The organism is Hoeflea sp. EC-HK425 (assembly GCF_902498795.1).
Classification (GTDB): domain Bacteria; phylum Pseudomonadota; class Alphaproteobacteria; order Rhizobiales; family Rhizobiaceae; genus Hoeflea; species Hoeflea alexandrii.
Map to the genome: position 1 here is coordinate 2,300,946 of NZ_LR701572.1, position 15,103 is coordinate 2,316,048.

The 15,103-nt window shown below is 60.4% G+C and carries 17 protein-coding genes; 9 read left to right on the forward strand and 8 right to left on the reverse strand.

Annotation, left to right across the window (positions count from 1 at the left end):
- The first annotated feature begins 167 nt into the window (after positions 1 to 167).
- Entirely contained in the window at positions 168 to 1,052 is an 885-nt protein-coding gene (locus SPHINGO391_RS13925; protein WP_152009389.1) for a hypothetical protein, read from the forward strand.
- A gap of 134 nt (positions 1,053 to 1,186) precedes the next feature.
- Here the strand turns inward: SPHINGO391_RS13925 and SPHINGO391_RS13930 are convergent, their stop codons facing one another.
- Together SPHINGO391_RS13930 and SPHINGO391_RS13935 are read right to left on the reverse strand one after the other, a co-directional pair.
- Positions 1,187 to 1,930 (reverse strand): pyridoxine 5'-phosphate synthase, encoded by a 744-nt coding sequence (locus SPHINGO391_RS13930; RefSeq protein WP_152009390.1) that lies wholly within the window; start codon positions 1,928 to 1,930, stop codon positions 1,187 to 1,189.
- Between the two features lie 205 nt (positions 1,931 to 2,135).
- Positions 2,136 to 2,411 carry a hypothetical protein gene (locus SPHINGO391_RS13935; protein WP_152009391.1) on the reverse strand — a complete coding sequence of 92 codons (276 nt, stop codon included), beginning with the start codon at positions 2,409 to 2,411 and terminating at the stop codon, positions 2,136 to 2,138.
- A 270-nt stretch (positions 2,412 to 2,681) separates the two neighbouring features.
- On the opposite strand from SPHINGO391_RS13935, the gene SPHINGO391_RS13940 reads away from it, so the two are divergent.
- The 3 genes from SPHINGO391_RS13940 (at position 2,682) to SPHINGO391_RS13950 (ending at position 5,979) form a co-directional block, all read left to right on the forward strand.
- Positions 2,682 to 4,067, forward strand: a complete 1,386-nt coding sequence (locus SPHINGO391_RS13940; RefSeq protein WP_152009392.1) for a diguanylate cyclase — start codon at positions 2,682 to 2,684, stop codon at positions 4,065 to 4,067.
- A 134-nt stretch (positions 4,068 to 4,201) separates the two neighbouring features.
- Positions 4,202 to 5,404 carry an alkane 1-monooxygenase gene (locus SPHINGO391_RS13945; protein WP_152009393.1) on the forward strand — a complete coding sequence of 401 codons (1,203 nt, stop codon included), beginning with the start codon at positions 4,202 to 4,204 and terminating at the stop codon, positions 5,402 to 5,404.
- Positions 5,401 to 5,979, forward strand: a complete 579-nt coding sequence (locus SPHINGO391_RS13950; protein WP_152009394.1) for an HD domain-containing protein — start codon at positions 5,401 to 5,403, stop codon at positions 5,977 to 5,979. Before SPHINGO391_RS13945 ends, SPHINGO391_RS13950 begins: the two co-directional genes overlap by 4 nt.
- Positions 5,980 to 6,031: 52 nt before the next feature.
- Here SPHINGO391_RS13950 and SPHINGO391_RS13955 read toward each other — a convergent pair whose 3' ends face one another.
- Both SPHINGO391_RS13955 and SPHINGO391_RS13960 read right to left on the reverse strand, forming a co-directional pair.
- Positions 6,032 to 7,537 carry a globin-coupled sensor protein gene (locus SPHINGO391_RS13955; protein ID WP_152009395.1) on the reverse strand — a complete coding sequence of 502 codons (1,506 nt, stop codon included), beginning with the start codon at positions 7,535 to 7,537 and terminating at the stop codon, positions 6,032 to 6,034.
- Between the two features lie 280 nt (positions 7,538 to 7,817).
- A complete protein-coding gene (locus SPHINGO391_RS13960) occupies positions 7,818 to 8,492 on the reverse strand; it encodes an MnmC family methyltransferase (RefSeq protein ID WP_152009396.1) in 675 nt (224 codons plus the stop codon).
- Between the two features lie 471 nt (positions 8,493 to 8,963).
- On the opposite strand from SPHINGO391_RS13960, the gene SPHINGO391_RS13965 reads away from it, so the two are divergent.
- A complete protein-coding gene (locus SPHINGO391_RS13965; RefSeq protein WP_152009397.1) occupies positions 8,964 to 9,641 on the forward strand; it encodes a TorF family putative porin in 678 nt (225 codons plus the stop codon).
- Between the two features lie 78 nt (positions 9,642 to 9,719).
- Here the strand turns inward: SPHINGO391_RS13965 and SPHINGO391_RS13970 are convergent, their stop codons facing one another.
- Positions 9,720 to 10,088 (reverse strand): helix-turn-helix domain-containing protein, encoded by a 369-nt coding sequence (locus SPHINGO391_RS13970; RefSeq protein WP_152009398.1) that lies wholly within the window; start codon positions 10,086 to 10,088, stop codon positions 9,720 to 9,722.
- Between the two features lie 101 nt (positions 10,089 to 10,189).
- On the opposite strand from SPHINGO391_RS13970, the gene SPHINGO391_RS13975 reads away from it, so the two are divergent.
- Entirely contained in the window at positions 10,190 to 11,311 is a 1,122-nt protein-coding gene (locus SPHINGO391_RS13975) for an NADH:flavin oxidoreductase (RefSeq protein WP_152009399.1), read from the forward strand.
- A 161-nt stretch (positions 11,312 to 11,472) separates the two neighbouring features.
- Positions 11,473 to 12,138, forward strand: a complete 666-nt coding sequence (locus SPHINGO391_RS13980) for a hypothetical protein (protein ID WP_152009400.1) — start codon at positions 11,473 to 11,475, stop codon at positions 12,136 to 12,138.
- A 66-nt stretch (positions 12,139 to 12,204) separates the two neighbouring features.
- Here SPHINGO391_RS13980 and SPHINGO391_RS13985 read toward each other — a convergent pair whose 3' ends face one another.
- The 3 genes from SPHINGO391_RS13985 to SPHINGO391_RS13995 all read right to left on the reverse strand — a co-directional run bounded on the left by SPHINGO391_RS13985 (position 12,205) and on the right by SPHINGO391_RS13995 (position 14,337).
- A complete protein-coding gene (locus SPHINGO391_RS13985) occupies positions 12,205 to 13,332 on the reverse strand; it encodes an ATP-dependent RecD-like DNA helicase (RefSeq protein ID WP_152009401.1) in 1,128 nt (375 codons plus the stop codon).
- Positions 13,333 to 13,391: 59 nt separating this feature from the next.
- The gene (locus SPHINGO391_RS13990) at positions 13,392 to 13,853 is read right to left on the reverse strand and encodes a GNAT family N-acetyltransferase (RefSeq protein ID WP_152009402.1); all 462 of its coding nucleotides are present in this window, start codon (positions 13,851 to 13,853) and stop codon (positions 13,392 to 13,394) included.
- 94 nt (positions 13,854 to 13,947) lie between these two features.
- The gene (locus SPHINGO391_RS13995) at positions 13,948 to 14,337 is read right to left on the reverse strand and encodes an Rrf2 family transcriptional regulator (protein ID WP_152009403.1); all 390 of its coding nucleotides are present in this window, start codon (positions 14,335 to 14,337) and stop codon (positions 13,948 to 13,950) included.
- An 86-nt stretch (positions 14,338 to 14,423) separates the two neighbouring features.
- Here SPHINGO391_RS13995 and SPHINGO391_RS14000 point away from each other — a divergent pair, with 86 nt between their 5' ends.
- Together SPHINGO391_RS14000 and SPHINGO391_RS14005 are read left to right on the forward strand one after the other, a co-directional pair.
- Positions 14,424 to 14,582: a hypothetical protein gene (locus SPHINGO391_RS14000; protein WP_193217292.1), complete on the forward strand. Its 159-nt coding sequence runs from the start codon at positions 14,424 to 14,426 to the stop codon at positions 14,580 to 14,582.
- Positions 14,575 to 15,024 carry a group III truncated hemoglobin gene (locus SPHINGO391_RS14005; protein WP_152009404.1) on the forward strand — a complete coding sequence of 150 codons (450 nt, stop codon included), beginning with the start codon at positions 14,575 to 14,577 and terminating at the stop codon, positions 15,022 to 15,024. Before SPHINGO391_RS14000 ends, SPHINGO391_RS14005 begins: the two co-directional genes overlap by 8 nt.
- Positions 15,025 to 15,103: the final 79 nt, after the last annotated feature.

Genomic DNA, 15,103 nt, shown 5'->3' on the forward strand with positions numbered 1-15,103 from the left:
TCTCGTGCGAGGAGGGAACTTAAATAAATCTGTCCACCAAAACAAAGGCCATGTTCCGACAGCCGACCAGCGCTAGTCGCTGGCACTGATTGCCTCTAGGTTGTAGGCGACTGATTCCGCATTTACACTGAGAACTTGTCGGAACCCCTGTTCCCCTAAGGAGCTAAATGGCAAACCCTACGACAAAGAACCTGACCTTCGGGTCGGTGTTGTTCTCGCTTGAGGGCCTTCGCAAAATCTTCGTTGAACTATCGGATATTGTTCGTGAGCAAGGCGAATTAGAAATCTCTCAGCTCGCGAAAAATGAGGACCAATCCGAAGAGGAATTCAAAACCCTGAAAGACGACTTTCGGGAGAACGCCTTCAGACTACTGGCAACGGTAAATTTTGAAGACGGCACATCCATTCATACTTCTGATCCCGGTGTGCTCCACTTGGCACCAAGTGGCCCACTTATCCAAAGCGTCTACCTATCGAACATTACTCCGTTCAAGCATAGATTGGGCGTTGAACCTGAGCATAGATTTGAGCTGTACATAGACTTGAGACAACCTGCTCTATTTGATGCCTCAGAAATTGTGTCAAGCCCTACCCCTAATTTTACAAATTTGTCCATATCCGGATCAAGATCCGGTTGGCGATCTGGTATTGAAGAAATAGTACGCAAGCATATTATAAAACACCGGCCAGTCAGATCTTTTTTGCATTCTGGCTTTATTTACGATCTTTTCCTGATGGTATTCGGATTGCCATTGGCTTTCTATTTTTGCTGGCTATCTTCCGGTTGGATCACAACGACATTCAGCGCAACAAATAATGTCGTTATTTCCGCGGTTTATGTGTATGTCGCATTCTGTGCGATTTGGTTTTACCGTTTTCTTTTTAGTTATTCCAAATGGGCTTTCCCGCTTGTAGAAATCACTGACCAAGCAACAAGACCTGCAAAACACAGAAAAATTTGGTGGGCCATAATAATTACTCTCGCTGCAAAACTATTCTGGGACCTCACAGATCCATACATTTCCCTGACCCGTTTATGGACACTTTTTTAGCCTTCGGTATAGAGCCGAGCAAGGCTTCCAACCTCCACGTCACCTTTACGTTTCCGCCCATAGATGCAGGTCACCTGTTTGAGTGACGCGCTATAAGACGGAGGGGAACTGCTGCTTCTCGGTCTTAGGCCGCTTCAGCCGCAGGCCCTCACAAACCGCCGGACGGTTTCGGCCATGCCGTGTTCGAGCGCATCGGCGGTCAGGCCGTGGCCGATCGAGACTTCAAGCAGGTTGGGAAGCGCGCGGGCAAGGGCCGGCAGATTGTCGACCGTCAGGTCGTGGCCGGCATTGATGCCGAGACCGAGACCGGCGGCGAGCCTGCCGGAAGCTTCGAGTTTCGCGAGCTCCACTGCCGCACGGGCGGGATCATCAAAGGTGCCACCATAGGGACCGGTGTAGAATTCCACCCGGTCGGCGCCGGTTGCGCTTGCGGCTTCCAGCGCCGCGCGGCTGGCGTCGGGATCGCAGAACAGCGAGACGCGGGCGCCGCCCTTTTTCAGCCGCTGCACCACCGAGCGCAGAAAATTGCCCTTGCCTTCGAAATCCCAGCCGTGATCCGAGGTTGCCTGCGACGGGTCGTCGGGCACAAGCGTCACCTGTTCAGGCTGATTGGCCTCAACGAGGTCGAGAAACTCCTCCGTCGGGTAGCCTTCGATGTTGAACTCGGCCTGCGGGAATTCATCGTCGATGAGCGCGCGCAACTCGGGAAGATCGGAGAAACGGATATGGCGCTGGTCGGGCCTCGGATGCACCGTCAGCCCATGGGCTCCATTGGCGAGCGCGATACGGCCAAGCCCGGTGACGCTGGGCCACGGCAGATCGCGACGGTTGCGCAGCATGGCCACGGCGTTGAGATTGACGGAAAGCTGAGCGGGCATAACGGCCTCACGGACTCGGACGATTGGATGGCCGAAGGGACAGAGCCACGGCTACCGGCGTTATCTAAAGCATTGGCGACCGAAGTGAAATGAATTTCGGGAAAGCCAGCATTCCTCGGGTGAATGAATGGCATCCAGACATGCTGCGGGATACCCGATCCGGTCCAGGCTGTCCATTCGGCTCGGGCGCGGCGCACCCGGCCTGTCAGTTCTTGCCGCGCCGAAGGCGCCCGGAATACTCCTGCAACTGCTCGTCATAGGATTGGATCAAACGGCGCTGGCGCTTGCGGCCGATCCTGAGCGCAGCCCAGAAAAAGACAAGCAGGAACAGCCCGATCAGGGCAAAGATCGGCCCCCCGAGATCCTTCGGATCGGACGATCCGAATGCCTGGGTGAGCAGGCGATCGAAATCAAGGGCCTGAACCGGTGTAGCCACCATGACGGCAGTCGTCATCATCGCAAGAAAAGACAGGATGCGCATGCGGATCTTCCTTGTGCAAATCATCACGAAGCACGTTAGCCACACAGTCTTAAAAAATAGGTCACAGCGGCGAGCACCGGTTTTCCCGGACGGTCTGCGAACCGGCCAGACAGAAGCCAAGACCGCTCTTTAGGTAGTGCTTTATTAGGGGTTTTCGGCGATGATCTGATGGTTTCGGTGGCGGCGCAGCCAGGAAATGACGGTGACCTTTTCACTGATCCAGCCAACGGCGCATACTCATGAACCAAACGGGATCAGACAGGAACCTTGATGCCATTCTACCCCCTGCCCGCGCAAGAAACGGAGCGTCTGGAGAAGCTGCGCAGTTATGAGATTCTGGACAGTCTTCCGGAAGAGGCGCATGTCAGGATCACCCGGCTGGCAGCAAAGACATTCAACGTCCCGATCGCGGCCATTTCGCTGATTGAAGGCGACAAGCTGTGGTTCAAGGCGCATATCGGCAATGCCTACAACGAAATCTCCAGAAAGCTCACGTTCTGCGCGCATGCGATTTGCCAGGATGAAGTGTTCGTTGTCGAAGACGCGACGAAGGATCCAAGGTTTTCCGACAACCCCTATGTGACCGGCGCGCCTCATCTGCGGTTTTATGCAGGGGCACCCTTGCGGGCCAGCGGCGGGCTCAACCTGGGCACGGTGAACATCCTCGATACCAAGCCGCGCACCATTACCGACGACGAAAGGGAATCGCTCGCCGATCTCGCCGCAATGGTCATCGACAGTTTCGAAATGCGGCAATTGCTCAACCGCGCGAACGCGGCAGAGCGCCGCTTCATCGACGCGATGGAATCCCTGCCCAACGGTTTCGTTCTGTATGACAAGGACGACCGGCTGGTGATCTGCAACGAGCGCTACCGCGAAATCTATGCCGAAAGCGCCAAATACATCGTCCCCGGCGCCAGCTTTGAAGAGATCATCCGCAACGGTGTCGAGAACGGGCAATACCCCGACGCAATCGGCAACGAGGAGGCATGGATCGCAGAACGCCTCGAGATGCACCAGAATCCGGGCGAGCCGATCGAGCAGCATCTGCCGGGCGACACATGGCTGAGGGTTCAGGAACGCCGCACCAGCGAAGGCGGTCTGGTCGGCTTCCGCTTCGACATCACCGAGCTCAAACGCCAGGAGCGGGAACTCATACGCCTCGCCTGGACAGACAGCCTGACCGACGCGATGAACCGGCACCGTTTCATGGATCTTGCCGGCAAGGAAATCGAGCGGACCAAACGGCGGAACGGCGAGTTGTCGCTGCTTCTTCTCGATGCGGACCACTTCAAGCAGATTAACGACAAGTACGGCCACGCGGCTGGTGACGCCATTCTGAAAGGGCTGGTGGAGCGCTGGACCCGGAGCCTCAGATCTCATGACCTGATCGGACGTATCGGTGGCGAGGAATTCTCCATTCTGCTGCCGGAAGCCAATGCCGCCAATGCGATACGCACTGCCAACCGTCTGCGCAAGGAAATCGCCGAGGTGCCATTCGCCTTTGAAGGCCAGTTGCTGCGGGTTACGGTGAGCATCGGTGTGGCCACGCTTGCTGCGGGCGAAGATCTGCCGTCTCTGATGCAGCGCGCCGACAGGGCACTCTATCGCGCCAAGGAAGCTGGACGGGACGAAGTGATCGCAAGCGCCGCGTAGCCACCCACTGCCCAGTCGCCAAGACACTTGGGCCGCCGCCCCGTCATACATACCCGCCTTGCCCCCGGCGCCGGACCGGCCTACCATCGGGAACGGACATCAGGCGTTCGCACACCCCTCCAGGGAGCCGGGCAATGATCTTCATCGGCACGACGAAGACCGGGGACCGCATAGAGTATCGCGACAGAAAACGCGGACTCTGGGTGCTGTCGGTGCTCTCCCCTGCGCTGCCGGGACTGGCGGCGCTTGCCATGATGACGACCGGAAACGCCTGGTGGGCGCTGGTTCCGGTGGTCTTCTATTACGGCATCTTCATTGCCGGAGACCATCTGGTCGGCGTCGATCCCAACAATCCGCCCGAAGAAGTGGTCGAGGCGATGGCCTCGGACCCGTATTACCGGGTGCTGCTGTTTCTCTCGGTGCCGGTGTTCTGGTTCTCCTTCCTGGCCACAGCGGTTGCCGCGGGGCAGCCGGACACCCCCTGGTGGGCCTGGATCGGGCTGGTCGTGGCGGCGGGGGTCAGTTCAGGCACCGGAATCACCGTCGGACACGAACTCGGCCACAAGCCGAACCGGCTCGACCAATGGGGTGCGAAACTGGCGAACGCTGTGTCCGGCTACGGCCATTTCTGCATCGAGCACAACCGCGGCCACCATGTTCATGTCGCCACACCAGAGGATCCGGCCTCGGCGCGGCTGGGTGAAGGCCTGTGGCGCTTCGCATTGCGCGAGATTCCAGGCACGGCCGTTCGCGGATGGCGGATGGAACGCGCCCGGTTGGCGCGCAAGGGCCTTCCCTTCTGGCACTGGCGCAACGACATTCTGCAAGGCTACGCGATCACGCTTGCGGCGGACGTCACGCTGATCACACTCTTCGGCTGGCCCATGCTGGCGTTTATTCTGGTTCACAACCTGATCGGCTGGTTTCACCTGACCACTGCAAACTACATCGAGCATTACGGGCTCAAGCGGGACCAGAAGCCCGACGGGCGTTACGCTCCGTGTGAACCGCGGCATTCATGGAACACCAATCACATCATTTCCAACCTGATGCTGTTTCACCTGCAGCGGCACTCGGACCATCACGCCAATCCGCTCAGGCCCTACCAAGCGCTACGCTCGTTTGACAACCTGCCGACCTTGCCGTCGGGCTATCCCGGGTGCTTCGTCCTCGCCGCCTTTCCAGCTTTGTGGTTCCGGGTGATGGACCCGAAGGTCAAGGCCTGGGCCGAAAGCGACCTCGGCAAGACCAATCTCGATCCGGCCCGGGCGGCGGACTATGAAACACGCTGGACCACGCCATGCCCACTTGCACAGACCGCTGCGGAGAAACCATGACGCTCGACCCAGGTCGGATTTCCGCAATCCTCACCTTTCTTGACGCCGCCAACCAGCTCAAAGACACGCTGCGCAGCGGCCGTACACCGAAAGGGCGGCAGGAGAGCACCGCCGAGCACAGCTGGCGGCTGTGCCTGCTGGTCATCCTTCTTGGCGATACGTTCGAAGGGATCGACCTCCTCAGGCTGATCAAGATCTGCATCGTGCATGATCTCGGTGAGGCGATCTCCGGCGATGTGCCGGCAACCGACCAACGCGCCGGCGACGACCGCGCTCAAAGGGAACGGGCGGACCTTGTGGAGCTGTGCGCTCCCCTGCCTGAAGATCTGAAGACCGAGATGATCGCGCTGTGGGACGAGTATGCCGGGGCGCAGACGCCTGAAGCCGTTTTCGCCAAGGGCCTCGACAAGATCGAGACCATGTTGACCCATTCGACCGGCCGCAATCCCAGCGGTTTCGACTACGGTTTCAATCTAAGCTATGGTGCCGACGCCACCAGTCGGCACCCGTTGCTCGAAAGCATCAGGGCCCAGGTCGATGCCCGGACACGCAGCCGCATGTCGGCGACTGACTGAAGGACGGCCCGGCCCGGCTGCGGGAAAGCGAAAGCGGCAGGCCCGAATGGCATCAGGCAACCCTTGCGTAACCCGTCTGTTTGAGCACCTGGGTGCTCTGGCCGGAGACGGTGAACCGCGAGGCCAGTTCGGCAAGCGTCTGGTTGATCCCGAGCAGGTTCTGCGTGGCGGCGTTGGTCTCTTCGACCATGGCCGCGTTCTGCTGGGTGATCTGGTCCATGGCGCCGACCGAGCTGTTGATTTCGGAGATACCGGTGGACTGTTCCTGCGCCGCCTGGGAGATGGTGGCGAAGTGATCGCTGATGATCTGCACCTGGCTGCCAATGCTGCCGAGCGCCTCTCCGGTCTTGTTGACCAGTTCGACACCGGTCAGCACATCGCTGAAGGAGGCCTCGATGAGTTCCTTGATCTCCTTGGCCGCCGATGCCGAACGCTGCGCCAGTTCACGAACCTCCTGGGCGACGACGGCAAAGCCCCTGCCCGCCTCGCCGGCGCGCGCGGCCTCGACGCCGGCATTGAGCGCCAGGAGGTTGGTCTGGAAGGAAATCTCGTCGATCACCGAGATGATCTGGGTGATCTTCTTGGACGATTCCTCGATCTTGCCCATGGCGGCAATGGCCTCGGTCACCGTCTGGCCCGATCGCGCGGCCTGCTCGGAAGTCTGGCCGACGACTTCGCGGGCTTCCTTGGTCCGTTCGGAGGATTGTTTGGAAATCGTGCTGATCTCTTCGATCGCCGCGGCGGTCTGTTCGAGCGCCGCCGCCTGCTGCTCGGTGCGCCGCGCCATGTCGTCTGTCGCGCCGGAAAGTTCGCGGGTGTCGGAGGCCGACTGGCTGATCGCGGTCGCGATGTCGAGGAAGGCTTCATCGAGCTTTGACACAGCGGTGTTGAACTTGTTCTTCAGATCGTCGAAGTCCGGGCAAAGGTTTTCGGTGATCGAGGAGCGCAGATCCCCCTGCGCCAGGGTGGTGAGAGCCCGATCCAGTGCAGCAAGCGCCGTGTCCTGCTCGGCCTTCAGGCGTTCGCGCTCACGCTCGGCCCTTGCCCGTTCCTCGCTGAGTTCATCGAGATAGACCGATATGGCGTAATCCATGTCGATAAGGGCTGCCTTGACGACAGCGGAAACACCCTTGGCTGCCTTTTCCGCCTTCTTGCCCGTGCCGAAGCCCTTGAGTTCCTTGGCGATGATCCGGGTGACAAGTTCCTCGAGGATCAACGAATAGCCGCCTATGTACCATTTCGGTTCAAGGCCGAGCTTGGCGTGGACCTTGCCGATACGGGTCACCCCGTCGATATAGGCGTGATCGAATTTTCCGGTCGCAATGATGCCCCAGTGGTCGACCTGCTTCTGCTTGGCGTGTTCGATATGGGCGTTGTCCCGGAAATGGCGGGCGGTTTCCGGATTGGACTTGGCATGCGCATAGAACCGGTCGAGCGCCGGGCCGACCGCCTCCGCAATCAAAGGCCTGAGCGAGTTCAATGCCGCCATCTGCGACTGGTCCATGCCGACAAATGCCAGCTTTCCGGAGATTTCTTCGTGTCCCGACACATTGCTCATTGCAGTTTTTTCCCGATCCGATGCCTTGAGTAGAAGCGGGAAATCCACCGTTGTCAGGCGTGCAACAAGATCATCATGGTCTCAAAAGCAGGCTATTTTTTTATTACTAATAACTAATAAACCACGTTTGCAACATTTTATACTTCCGAGTATTTCATCAGATTTTCAATACTTTACACAAGACATCGGGATAGACCGCCCAAGCAAGAACCTCGTTCAAACCAATTCGAAGGCCACACTGAGGCCCCGGGGCGCGGTCTGACGTGTTTGCCGGAGAGACTCAACCCGGCCTTGTGGCGAGCCAGATCATGTGCCGGGCACCGCGCTTTTTCGTGCTCGCCCGGGTGGGAACTTCGGCAACCTGAAAGCCGGCCTGCCTGAGCCGGCGGGTGAAGGCGGGATCGGGCGCGGATGACCAGACCGAATAGACGCCGCCGGGCTTTAGCGCGCGATGGGCACGGGCAAGCCCCTGAGCGGAATAGAGCGCATCATTGCCCTGGCGCGTCAGGCCGTCGGGACCATTGTCGACGTCGAGAAGGATCGCATCCCAGGCCTGCTCACTGTCCGCGATCAGCGCACCGACATCGCCCTGGTGCAGGATGACACGCGGATCCTCCAGGCATCCGCTGAAGACTTCCGTCATTGGCCCCCTCGCCCAGTCGATCACTTCGGGCACAAGTTCGGCAACGGTCAGGCTTGCATGGTCGTCAAGCGCTCTGAGCCCAGCGCGCAAGGTAAACCCCATGCCGAGCCCGCCGATCAACAGGCGCGGCGCCTGCCTGCCCTGAAGCCTCTCGGCGGCAAGACTGGCCAGAGCTTCCTCGGAGCCGCTCAGCCGGCTGTTCATCAGCTCGTTGGCTCCAAGCATGATCGAGTATTCGCGGCCACGCCGCATCAGCTTGAGCTCGATGCCATCTTCGAGCGTGACGGCATCAAGCCGTTCCCAGGGAATCATCGCAGTCACCTTGGCTTGAGAGCGAAACAGGCCGGTGCAATACACCGGATGGGCGCCGGCGCAAAACCCGGACCATGCCAGTCCGCGGGGTGCGCACCGGGCCGGATCACAATGCCCCCTTCCTGCTCGTTCGGGAAAGGTCATCTCCTGCCAAGGACGGAGGTTTCAAGTTCCGGCACGCGCATGATCCGGATCGCAGAAAATGCGTGTTTTCAGCATTTTCCCGTGGATTTGTGCTGCGCCGCGACAATTCTGGCGGCCAGATCCGATTTCAAACCATCCACGGCGACAAAAACTCTGATATTGTCGCAAAATCAGCATTTTATTGAGAAGAATTCGGTGTGTTGCGGATTTATGACAGCCGGCCGCATTTGATGGGCGGCGACGTCCAGACGCAAAATCCCGCTTGTCAATTTCGCGGTTTTGGCGATCTGATTGTTGCGTTGCACAACCGCTTCTCTGGAGCCTCCCATGAAACCTCTCAAAATTGGTCTCGCCGCTGGCCTGCTCGTCGCAGCCGGTGCGATGTCTTCGCATGCCGGTGACAATGAATTCGACGTCGGCTTCGGCGTTGGCGTCGCCAACAACTATATCTCCCGGGGCTCGACCCAGTCCGCCGACAAGCCGATCATCGACGGCTACATGGAAGCCACCTACGGCATCGTCTATGCCGGCGTGTGGGCGTCCCGGGTCGACATTGCGCCCGACGATGTCGAAATCGACCTGTATGGCGGTATCCGCCCCGAGTTCGGCAAACTGTCGCTGGATCTCGGCTACGCCCGCTACATCTATGACAATTCCGGCAGTGTTAGCGGCGAACTTTATGCCAAGGGCTCCTTCGCGGTCACCGACAGCTTTTCGGTCGGCAGCGACATCTACTGGGATCCCGATGCCGGCAGCAACTGGATCACCGCCAACACCGAGTTTTCCGGCCTGCCCTACGAGATCGCGTTCTCCGGGTCAGTGGGCTCGGATTTCGGCACGCTGAACCTCGGCTCGGACAAGATCGCCTGGGACGCCGGTTTCTCGCGCAGCTTTGCCGACGATACCGTCACGCTGGACTTGCGCTACTACGATTCAAACAGGGACCCGGCACGCTTCGTCGCCCGCCTGGCATTCGACACCTCGTTCTCCGCCCTGAAGAAATAAGCCCTGCCGGAGGCATTCGCTCCTGCCAGGGCTGATGCCTCCGGACCGGTCGCACCCGGGACGGGCGGCCGGGATCGATCACCGGACGCGCTCGTCGAAAGCCGCGCGGGCCGCCTCCACCGCAGGCATCTGCTGGATCGTCCAGGCATAGAGCGCCCTGAAGGGCGGCTGAAGCGTGCGTCCAAGCGGGGTGATCTCGTATTCAACGCCGACGGGTGAGGCCGGGATCACCCGCCGCTCGACCAGACCGTTGCGCTCCAGCCGCCTGAGGCAGTCGGTCAGTGCCTTCTGGGTGACACCCTGCAAATGGCGCTTGATGGCGTTGAACCGCATCGGCCCGCCATCAAGGACCGTCAGCACCATCATCGACCATTTGCCGGCAATCTGATCGAACAGTTCCCGGCTCGGGCAATCCGCCGAGAAGCTCTGGCAGGTGGCTTTGTCCATGGTGGTTTCCTTTGCTATACCTAGGCAATTCAGAGTGCGCTCTTGATCGCAGGTATCAAATGTATACTTGAGAGGTCCGTTTTGAAAGGACCATACAGACCATGCCATCCACACCAAGCACCGACAGCCTGTTCCGCCCCTTCCAGTTCAAATCGCTGACGTTGAAGAACCGCATCGTCATGGCGCCGATGACCCGGAATTTCTCACCTGGAGGGGTTCCCGGCGCGAATGTGGCCGACTACTACCGCCGCCGCGCGGAAAGCGATGTCGGCCTGATCCTGTCGGAGGGAACGGTGATCGACCGCCCGGCCTCGCGCAACGAAGCAGGTATTCCGTTCTTTTTCGGCGAGGACGCGCTTGGCGGCTGGAAGCGGGTCATCGACGATGTTCACACCGCCGGCGGCAAGATGGGACCGCAGATCTGGCACACGGGCGCCACGCGCGGCATGAGCGGGTGGAAGCCTGAAGCGCCGGTCGAGAGCCCCTCCGGCCTCAACGGCCCGGGCGACCCGAATGGGGTGGCGATGAGCGAAGAAGACATCGCCGACACGATTGCGGCCTTCGCCAGCGCGGCCGCCGACGCCAAGCGGCTGGGCTTCGACGTGGTCGAACTGCACGGCGCCCATGGCTATCTGATCGACCAGTTCTTCTGGTCGGCCAGCAACCAGCGCAGCGACCGCTATGGTGGGGCGAGCCTGAAGGAACGCGCCCGGTTTGCCGCTGAAGTGGTGGCCGCGACACGCGCGGCGCTGGGTCCCGACTACCCGCTGATCCTGCGCCTGAGCCAATGGAAGCAGCAGGACTACAAGACCAGGCTTGCCACCACGCCGGACGAGATGAGCGACTGGCTGCTGCCGCTCAAGGAAGCCGGCGTCGATATCTTCCACTGCTCGCAGCGACGGTTCTGGCAAGCCGAGTTTCCCGAGATCGACGGCGAGGAAGGGCTCAATTTTGCCGGCTGGGCCAAGAAGCTGACCGGGGCTGTAACGATCTCGGTCGGGTCGGTCGGTCTTTCGGGCGAGTTTCTGGCAGCGTTTGGCGGCCAGTCATCTTCGCCGGTCGGTCTCGACGGTCTGGTCAAGCGGATGGAAGCCGAGGAATTCGACCTGATCGCGGTTGGCCGCGCCATCCTGTCGGACCCGCACTGGGTAACCAAGATCAAGACCGGCAACACCGACGATCTGCAACCGTTCGACCCGGCCTCGATGGCCGAACTGGTCTGACATCGCCAATCGCCGCCGGGAGATGTTTCCGGCGGCGTTTTTCAATTGATGACGTGGTCGGCTTGCGATGCCAGCCGATCTCACTTTCAGGTGATACGACACGCTTTGCGATGGCACTTTGCCTGTGGAAACGGTTTAATCCTCACCGAACCGGAGGAGCCGTGCGCACGATCATCTTCACTTCGCTCTTGCTGATCTTCATGAACAGTCAGGCACGAGCCGGGGACTGCCCCGGTTTTTATCGTTTCGTGGATTTCGGCCTGGAAGCAGCGGACGGGACCATCCACCGGGGAGGCCCGACCTACCGGGCCGAGGGGTTTGACGGACAGGCGCTGCTGATCCGAGATCTCACATTATGCCGTCAGGTGCGCGACCTGTCCGTCGACGGGCGCGGCAATCCGGTCCCTGTCGTCGCAAGCGTCAATTATGATCCGGAAAAGACCGGCATTGATCTCAAGGTGCTGCGCCTGGAGACCGTCAGCGACATTGTGGCGGAAACCGAGCGCGCCGCGGCCGAGCATCGCTCACGGCTTGAACAGGACGACAGAGTTGTCACCACCGGAGCGACCTATCTGTGCGCCGGCCTGAGCGGAGCGGGCGATCTGAGTTGCCAGTTGGTCTCTCCGTTCGGTGGCAATCTGGCCTTGGTGGTCTACTGCACCCGAGTCGAATGCAGAGTGCCGGCGCTGGCGGTGAAAGCGAACATCATCGCGCAGGCCGCCTGGGTTCCATCGGAGGCCGCGGTCAAGAACCCTGCGGCCCTGGCATCGGAGATTGCCGAACGCCTCGGCCAGATTCACGGCTTTCTGGATCCGCTTTCCGCATAGCAGGGATCGGTTGATCCGGACCGAGGTGCGATCGGTCGGGCGGTCGTTGGCTTGCGATGGCGCTGGCTACCTGACAATCACCAGCCGTTCGGCGGCGCGGGTGATCGCGGTGTAGAGCCAGCGTTCACGGCTGTCGCGGAAGGCGAAGCTTTCGTCGAAGAGGACGACCGAGTTCCATTGCGACCCTTGCGCCTTGTGAACGGTCAGCGCGTAGCCGTAGTCGAAATCGTCGTAGCGTTTCTTGGTCTGCCAGGGCACTTCGAGATCCGGATCATCGAAGGCACTTTTCAGAAGCTTGATCTTGGCCGAGCCGCGGTCCATGTCGTCGTCCTCGGGCCGGACCAGCAGGTTGATGCCGGGTTTGACGGTTTCCTTGGAAGAGGTCATCACCTGCCAGAGCGAGCCGTTTAAGAGCCCTTTGGCGGGGTCGTTCCTGAGGCAGACCAGCTTGTCGCCGGCCTGCGGATAGGTCTGGTCAAAGCCCTTCAATTCGCGCAGGCGCTGATTGTAGCGGCGGCGGGTGCGGTTGATGCCGACCAGCACCTGGTCAGCATCAAGCACCATGTCGCGGTCGACCTCGTTCTTGCCGATCACCTGGGCGGTGCCGTAGTCGCCATGCATGATCTCGCGGCCCTCGCGCACCTGCATGGCGAGATCAATAATCGGGTTGTCGCGGGCCTGGCGATGGATCTCTGTGAGCAGGATATCGGGCTCGTGCTCGGTGAAGTAACCGCCGCCGGAGATCGGCGGCAATTGCCCCGGATCGCCGAGCACCAGGATCGGCGTGCCGAAGCTCATCAGATCCTTGCCCAGCGCCTCGTCGACCATCGAACATTCGTCGATGATGATCAGGGCTGCCTGGGCCAGCGGGCTCTGCCGGTTGATCGAGAACAGGGGGGAGACCGTGGTCTTGCCGGTCTCCTCGTCGGAGACCTCCTCCTCGCCCTTGGGCCGGTAGATCAGCGAATGGATGGTACGTGCATTCTTCGCGCCACGGGCGCGCAGCACCTGCGCCGCCTTGCCGGTGAAAGCGGCAAACAGCACTTCACCATCGACGTGTTCGGCGAAATACTTGGCCAGCGTGGTCTTGCCGGTGCCGGCATAGCCGAACAGGCGGAAGATCGGGGTGCGACCGTCCTTGAGCCAGCGCGAGACGGCTTTCAGCGCCTCATCCTGTTGGGGTGAAAACTTCATAGCTTCTCATGGCAGATTCGGAACGGCTAAGCGACCCGGCAAATGCGCTGCGAAGACTGTCAGGCTTTTGCGCGATAGACCAGAAAACCGGTGTTTGTCGCGAGCTTGTCATAGAGCAGCCGGGCGGCCGTATTCGACGCATGCGTGTGCCAGTAGACGCTGGACACGCCTCTGCTCCGGCAGATCTCATAGACGGCCCCGACCAATTGCCGGGCGACGCCGCGCCCGCGACATTCCGTTTCCGTGAACAGGTCCTGGAGATAACAGGTGTCTTCGATGTGGATGGTGTTGGGGTGAAAGATGATATGGGCAAACCCGACGAGGCGGCGTTCGGATTCTGCAACAAGACCGTGGATCGGCCCAGCTTCCGACATCAGCCGGCTCCAGGTGGCCTGGATCACGTCTTCAGGCAAAGCGCTGGCGCCCTCGCGCCCGTAGAATGCGTTGTAGTCCCTCCAGAGAGCCTCCCACTCCTCGTGGTCCTGTTGCCGGATTGGCCGAACGGTGATCTTCAGTGGCATGCGCGGATCCTGTTTCAACAAGTCTTGCATCGGCGGACCGGCGCGCCGAACAAGCGGAGATTGGCCGGGTGGCGGGCGTTGCACAAGGGCAACGCTAAAGGATCGAGTCCAGATCGTGCTTTCCGAGCGTCTGCAGGAAGGCAAGCTTGGCCTGGCCGAGCACGCCCTTGAGGCCGCAGCGCGGCAGGAACGAGCACTGCTCGTCGCCAAAGCAACCGGCGATGTTGAAATCAGGCTCCATGTGCAATGCCACAGCCCTGAGGTTGATCTCACGCGCGGGCACGGCCAGGCGCAATCCGCCCTTGCGGCCCCGAACGGTGGTGACAAAACCACCGGCTGTCAGGTTCTGGGCGACCTTCATCAGATGGTGCCTGGAAACATCGAATTCCTGGGCCAGATCATCGACCGACTTCACCTTGTCGGGCGCCCGCGCCAGCGCCATCAGAACCCGAAATGCGTAATCAGTGTGCAGGGTGAGCCGCATGGGAATCCTCAATAGTGGTATTTCATATATTGCATTTCTGACAACGATGGAATAGTGGTAATTCAAATACCAGAAAAGAGATCGACATGAAAACACTGCTTTGGCTGTTCCTGCTCCCGGGCGACCTGGTCCGCCGCAAGATCGGCATCACCGTGGAAGAGGATGGCGGATTGATCCGCTCCTTCGTCAACATGTGCTTCTGGGGAGCGGTTACGCTGCTGATCGCACTCAAATTTTATGGCTGACCGGCCTGCACCTGTCGTCATCACCGCCCGTCCGGCTCGGCCGCGCACACCGGTGGTCGAGATTTCGCCGCGCGAGATCGGCCTGCTGGTCGACCGGTTTTACGGCGATATCCAGGCACATCCGCGGCTCGGGCCGCTGTTCGAGGAGCGGCTGGCGGGCAAATGGGACGTACATCTGGACCGGATGAACAGGTTCTGGCGCTCGGTGTTGCTGCATTCGGGCGAGTATTCCGGGCAGCCGGTGGTCAAGCACAACGGATTGCCGGACCTCGAAGAGGATGATTTCCGGCTTTGGCTGGAGCTGTTTGAGAGCACGACTTCGACGCTGTTCGCGCCGCCGACCGCCGGACCGATCACGGTCGTGGCCCGGCGCATCGCCCGCAGCCTTTGGCTGGCGCGGTTTGGCACGCCCTTCAACCAGACACCCGCATGGCTCGATTGAGCCCGGAGACACGTAACGGTGTGAATGTCCGAGACGACCGAGTGTGCCGTTCGCCAAAGCCAGACAAGCAGGCTGCGCG

Bases quoted from the DNA above. Each gene is read 5' to 3' on its own strand.
- SPHINGO391_RS13995 (WP_152009403.1), bottom strand. From the start codon at position 14,337: ATGCGGCTCACCCTGCACACTGATTACGCATTTCGGGTTCTGATGGCG.
- SPHINGO391_RS13960 (WP_152009396.1), bottom strand. From the start codon at position 8,492: ATGATTCCCTGGGAACGGCTTGATGCCGTCACGCTCGAAGATGGCATC.
- SPHINGO391_RS13930 (WP_152009390.1), bottom strand. From the start codon at position 1,930: ATGCCCGCTCAGCTTTCCGTCAATCTCAACGCCGTGGCCATGCTGCGC.
- SPHINGO391_RS14000 (WP_193217292.1), top strand. From the start codon at position 14,424: ATGAAAACACTGCTTTGGCTGTTCCTGCTCCCGGGCGACCTGGTCCGC.
- SPHINGO391_RS13990 (WP_152009402.1), bottom strand. From the start codon at position 13,853: ATGCCACTGAAGATCACCGTTCGGCCAATCCGGCAACAGGACCACGAG.
- SPHINGO391_RS13975 (WP_152009399.1), top strand. From the start codon at position 10,190: ATGCCATCCACACCAAGCACCGACAGCCTGTTCCGCCCCTTCCAGTTC.
- SPHINGO391_RS14005 (WP_152009404.1), top strand. From the start codon at position 14,575: ATGGCTGACCGGCCTGCACCTGTCGTCATCACCGCCCGTCCGGCTCGG.
- SPHINGO391_RS13985 (WP_152009401.1), bottom strand. From the start codon at position 13,332: ATGAAGTTTTCACCCCAACAGGATGAGGCGCTGAAAGCCGTCTCGCGC.
- SPHINGO391_RS13940 (WP_152009392.1), top strand. From the start codon at position 2,682: ATGCCATTCTACCCCCTGCCCGCGCAAGAAACGGAGCGTCTGGAGAAG.
- SPHINGO391_RS13950 (WP_152009394.1), top strand. From the start codon at position 5,401: ATGACGCTCGACCCAGGTCGGATTTCCGCAATCCTCACCTTTCTTGAC.
- SPHINGO391_RS13965 (WP_152009397.1), top strand. From the start codon at position 8,964: ATGAAACCTCTCAAAATTGGTCTCGCCGCTGGCCTGCTCGTCGCAGCC.
- SPHINGO391_RS13935 (WP_152009391.1), bottom strand. From the start codon at position 2,411: ATGCGCATCCTGTCTTTTCTTGCGATGATGACGACTGCCGTCATGGTG.
- SPHINGO391_RS13955 (WP_152009395.1), bottom strand. From the start codon at position 7,537: ATGAGCAATGTGTCGGGACACGAAGAAATCTCCGGAAAGCTGGCATTT.
- SPHINGO391_RS13925 (WP_152009389.1), top strand. From the start codon at position 168: ATGGCAAACCCTACGACAAAGAACCTGACCTTCGGGTCGGTGTTGTTC.
- SPHINGO391_RS13970 (WP_152009398.1), bottom strand. From the start codon at position 10,088: ATGGACAAAGCCACCTGCCAGAGCTTCTCGGCGGATTGCCCGAGCCGG.
- SPHINGO391_RS13945 (WP_152009393.1), top strand. From the start codon at position 4,202: ATGATCTTCATCGGCACGACGAAGACCGGGGACCGCATAGAGTATCGC.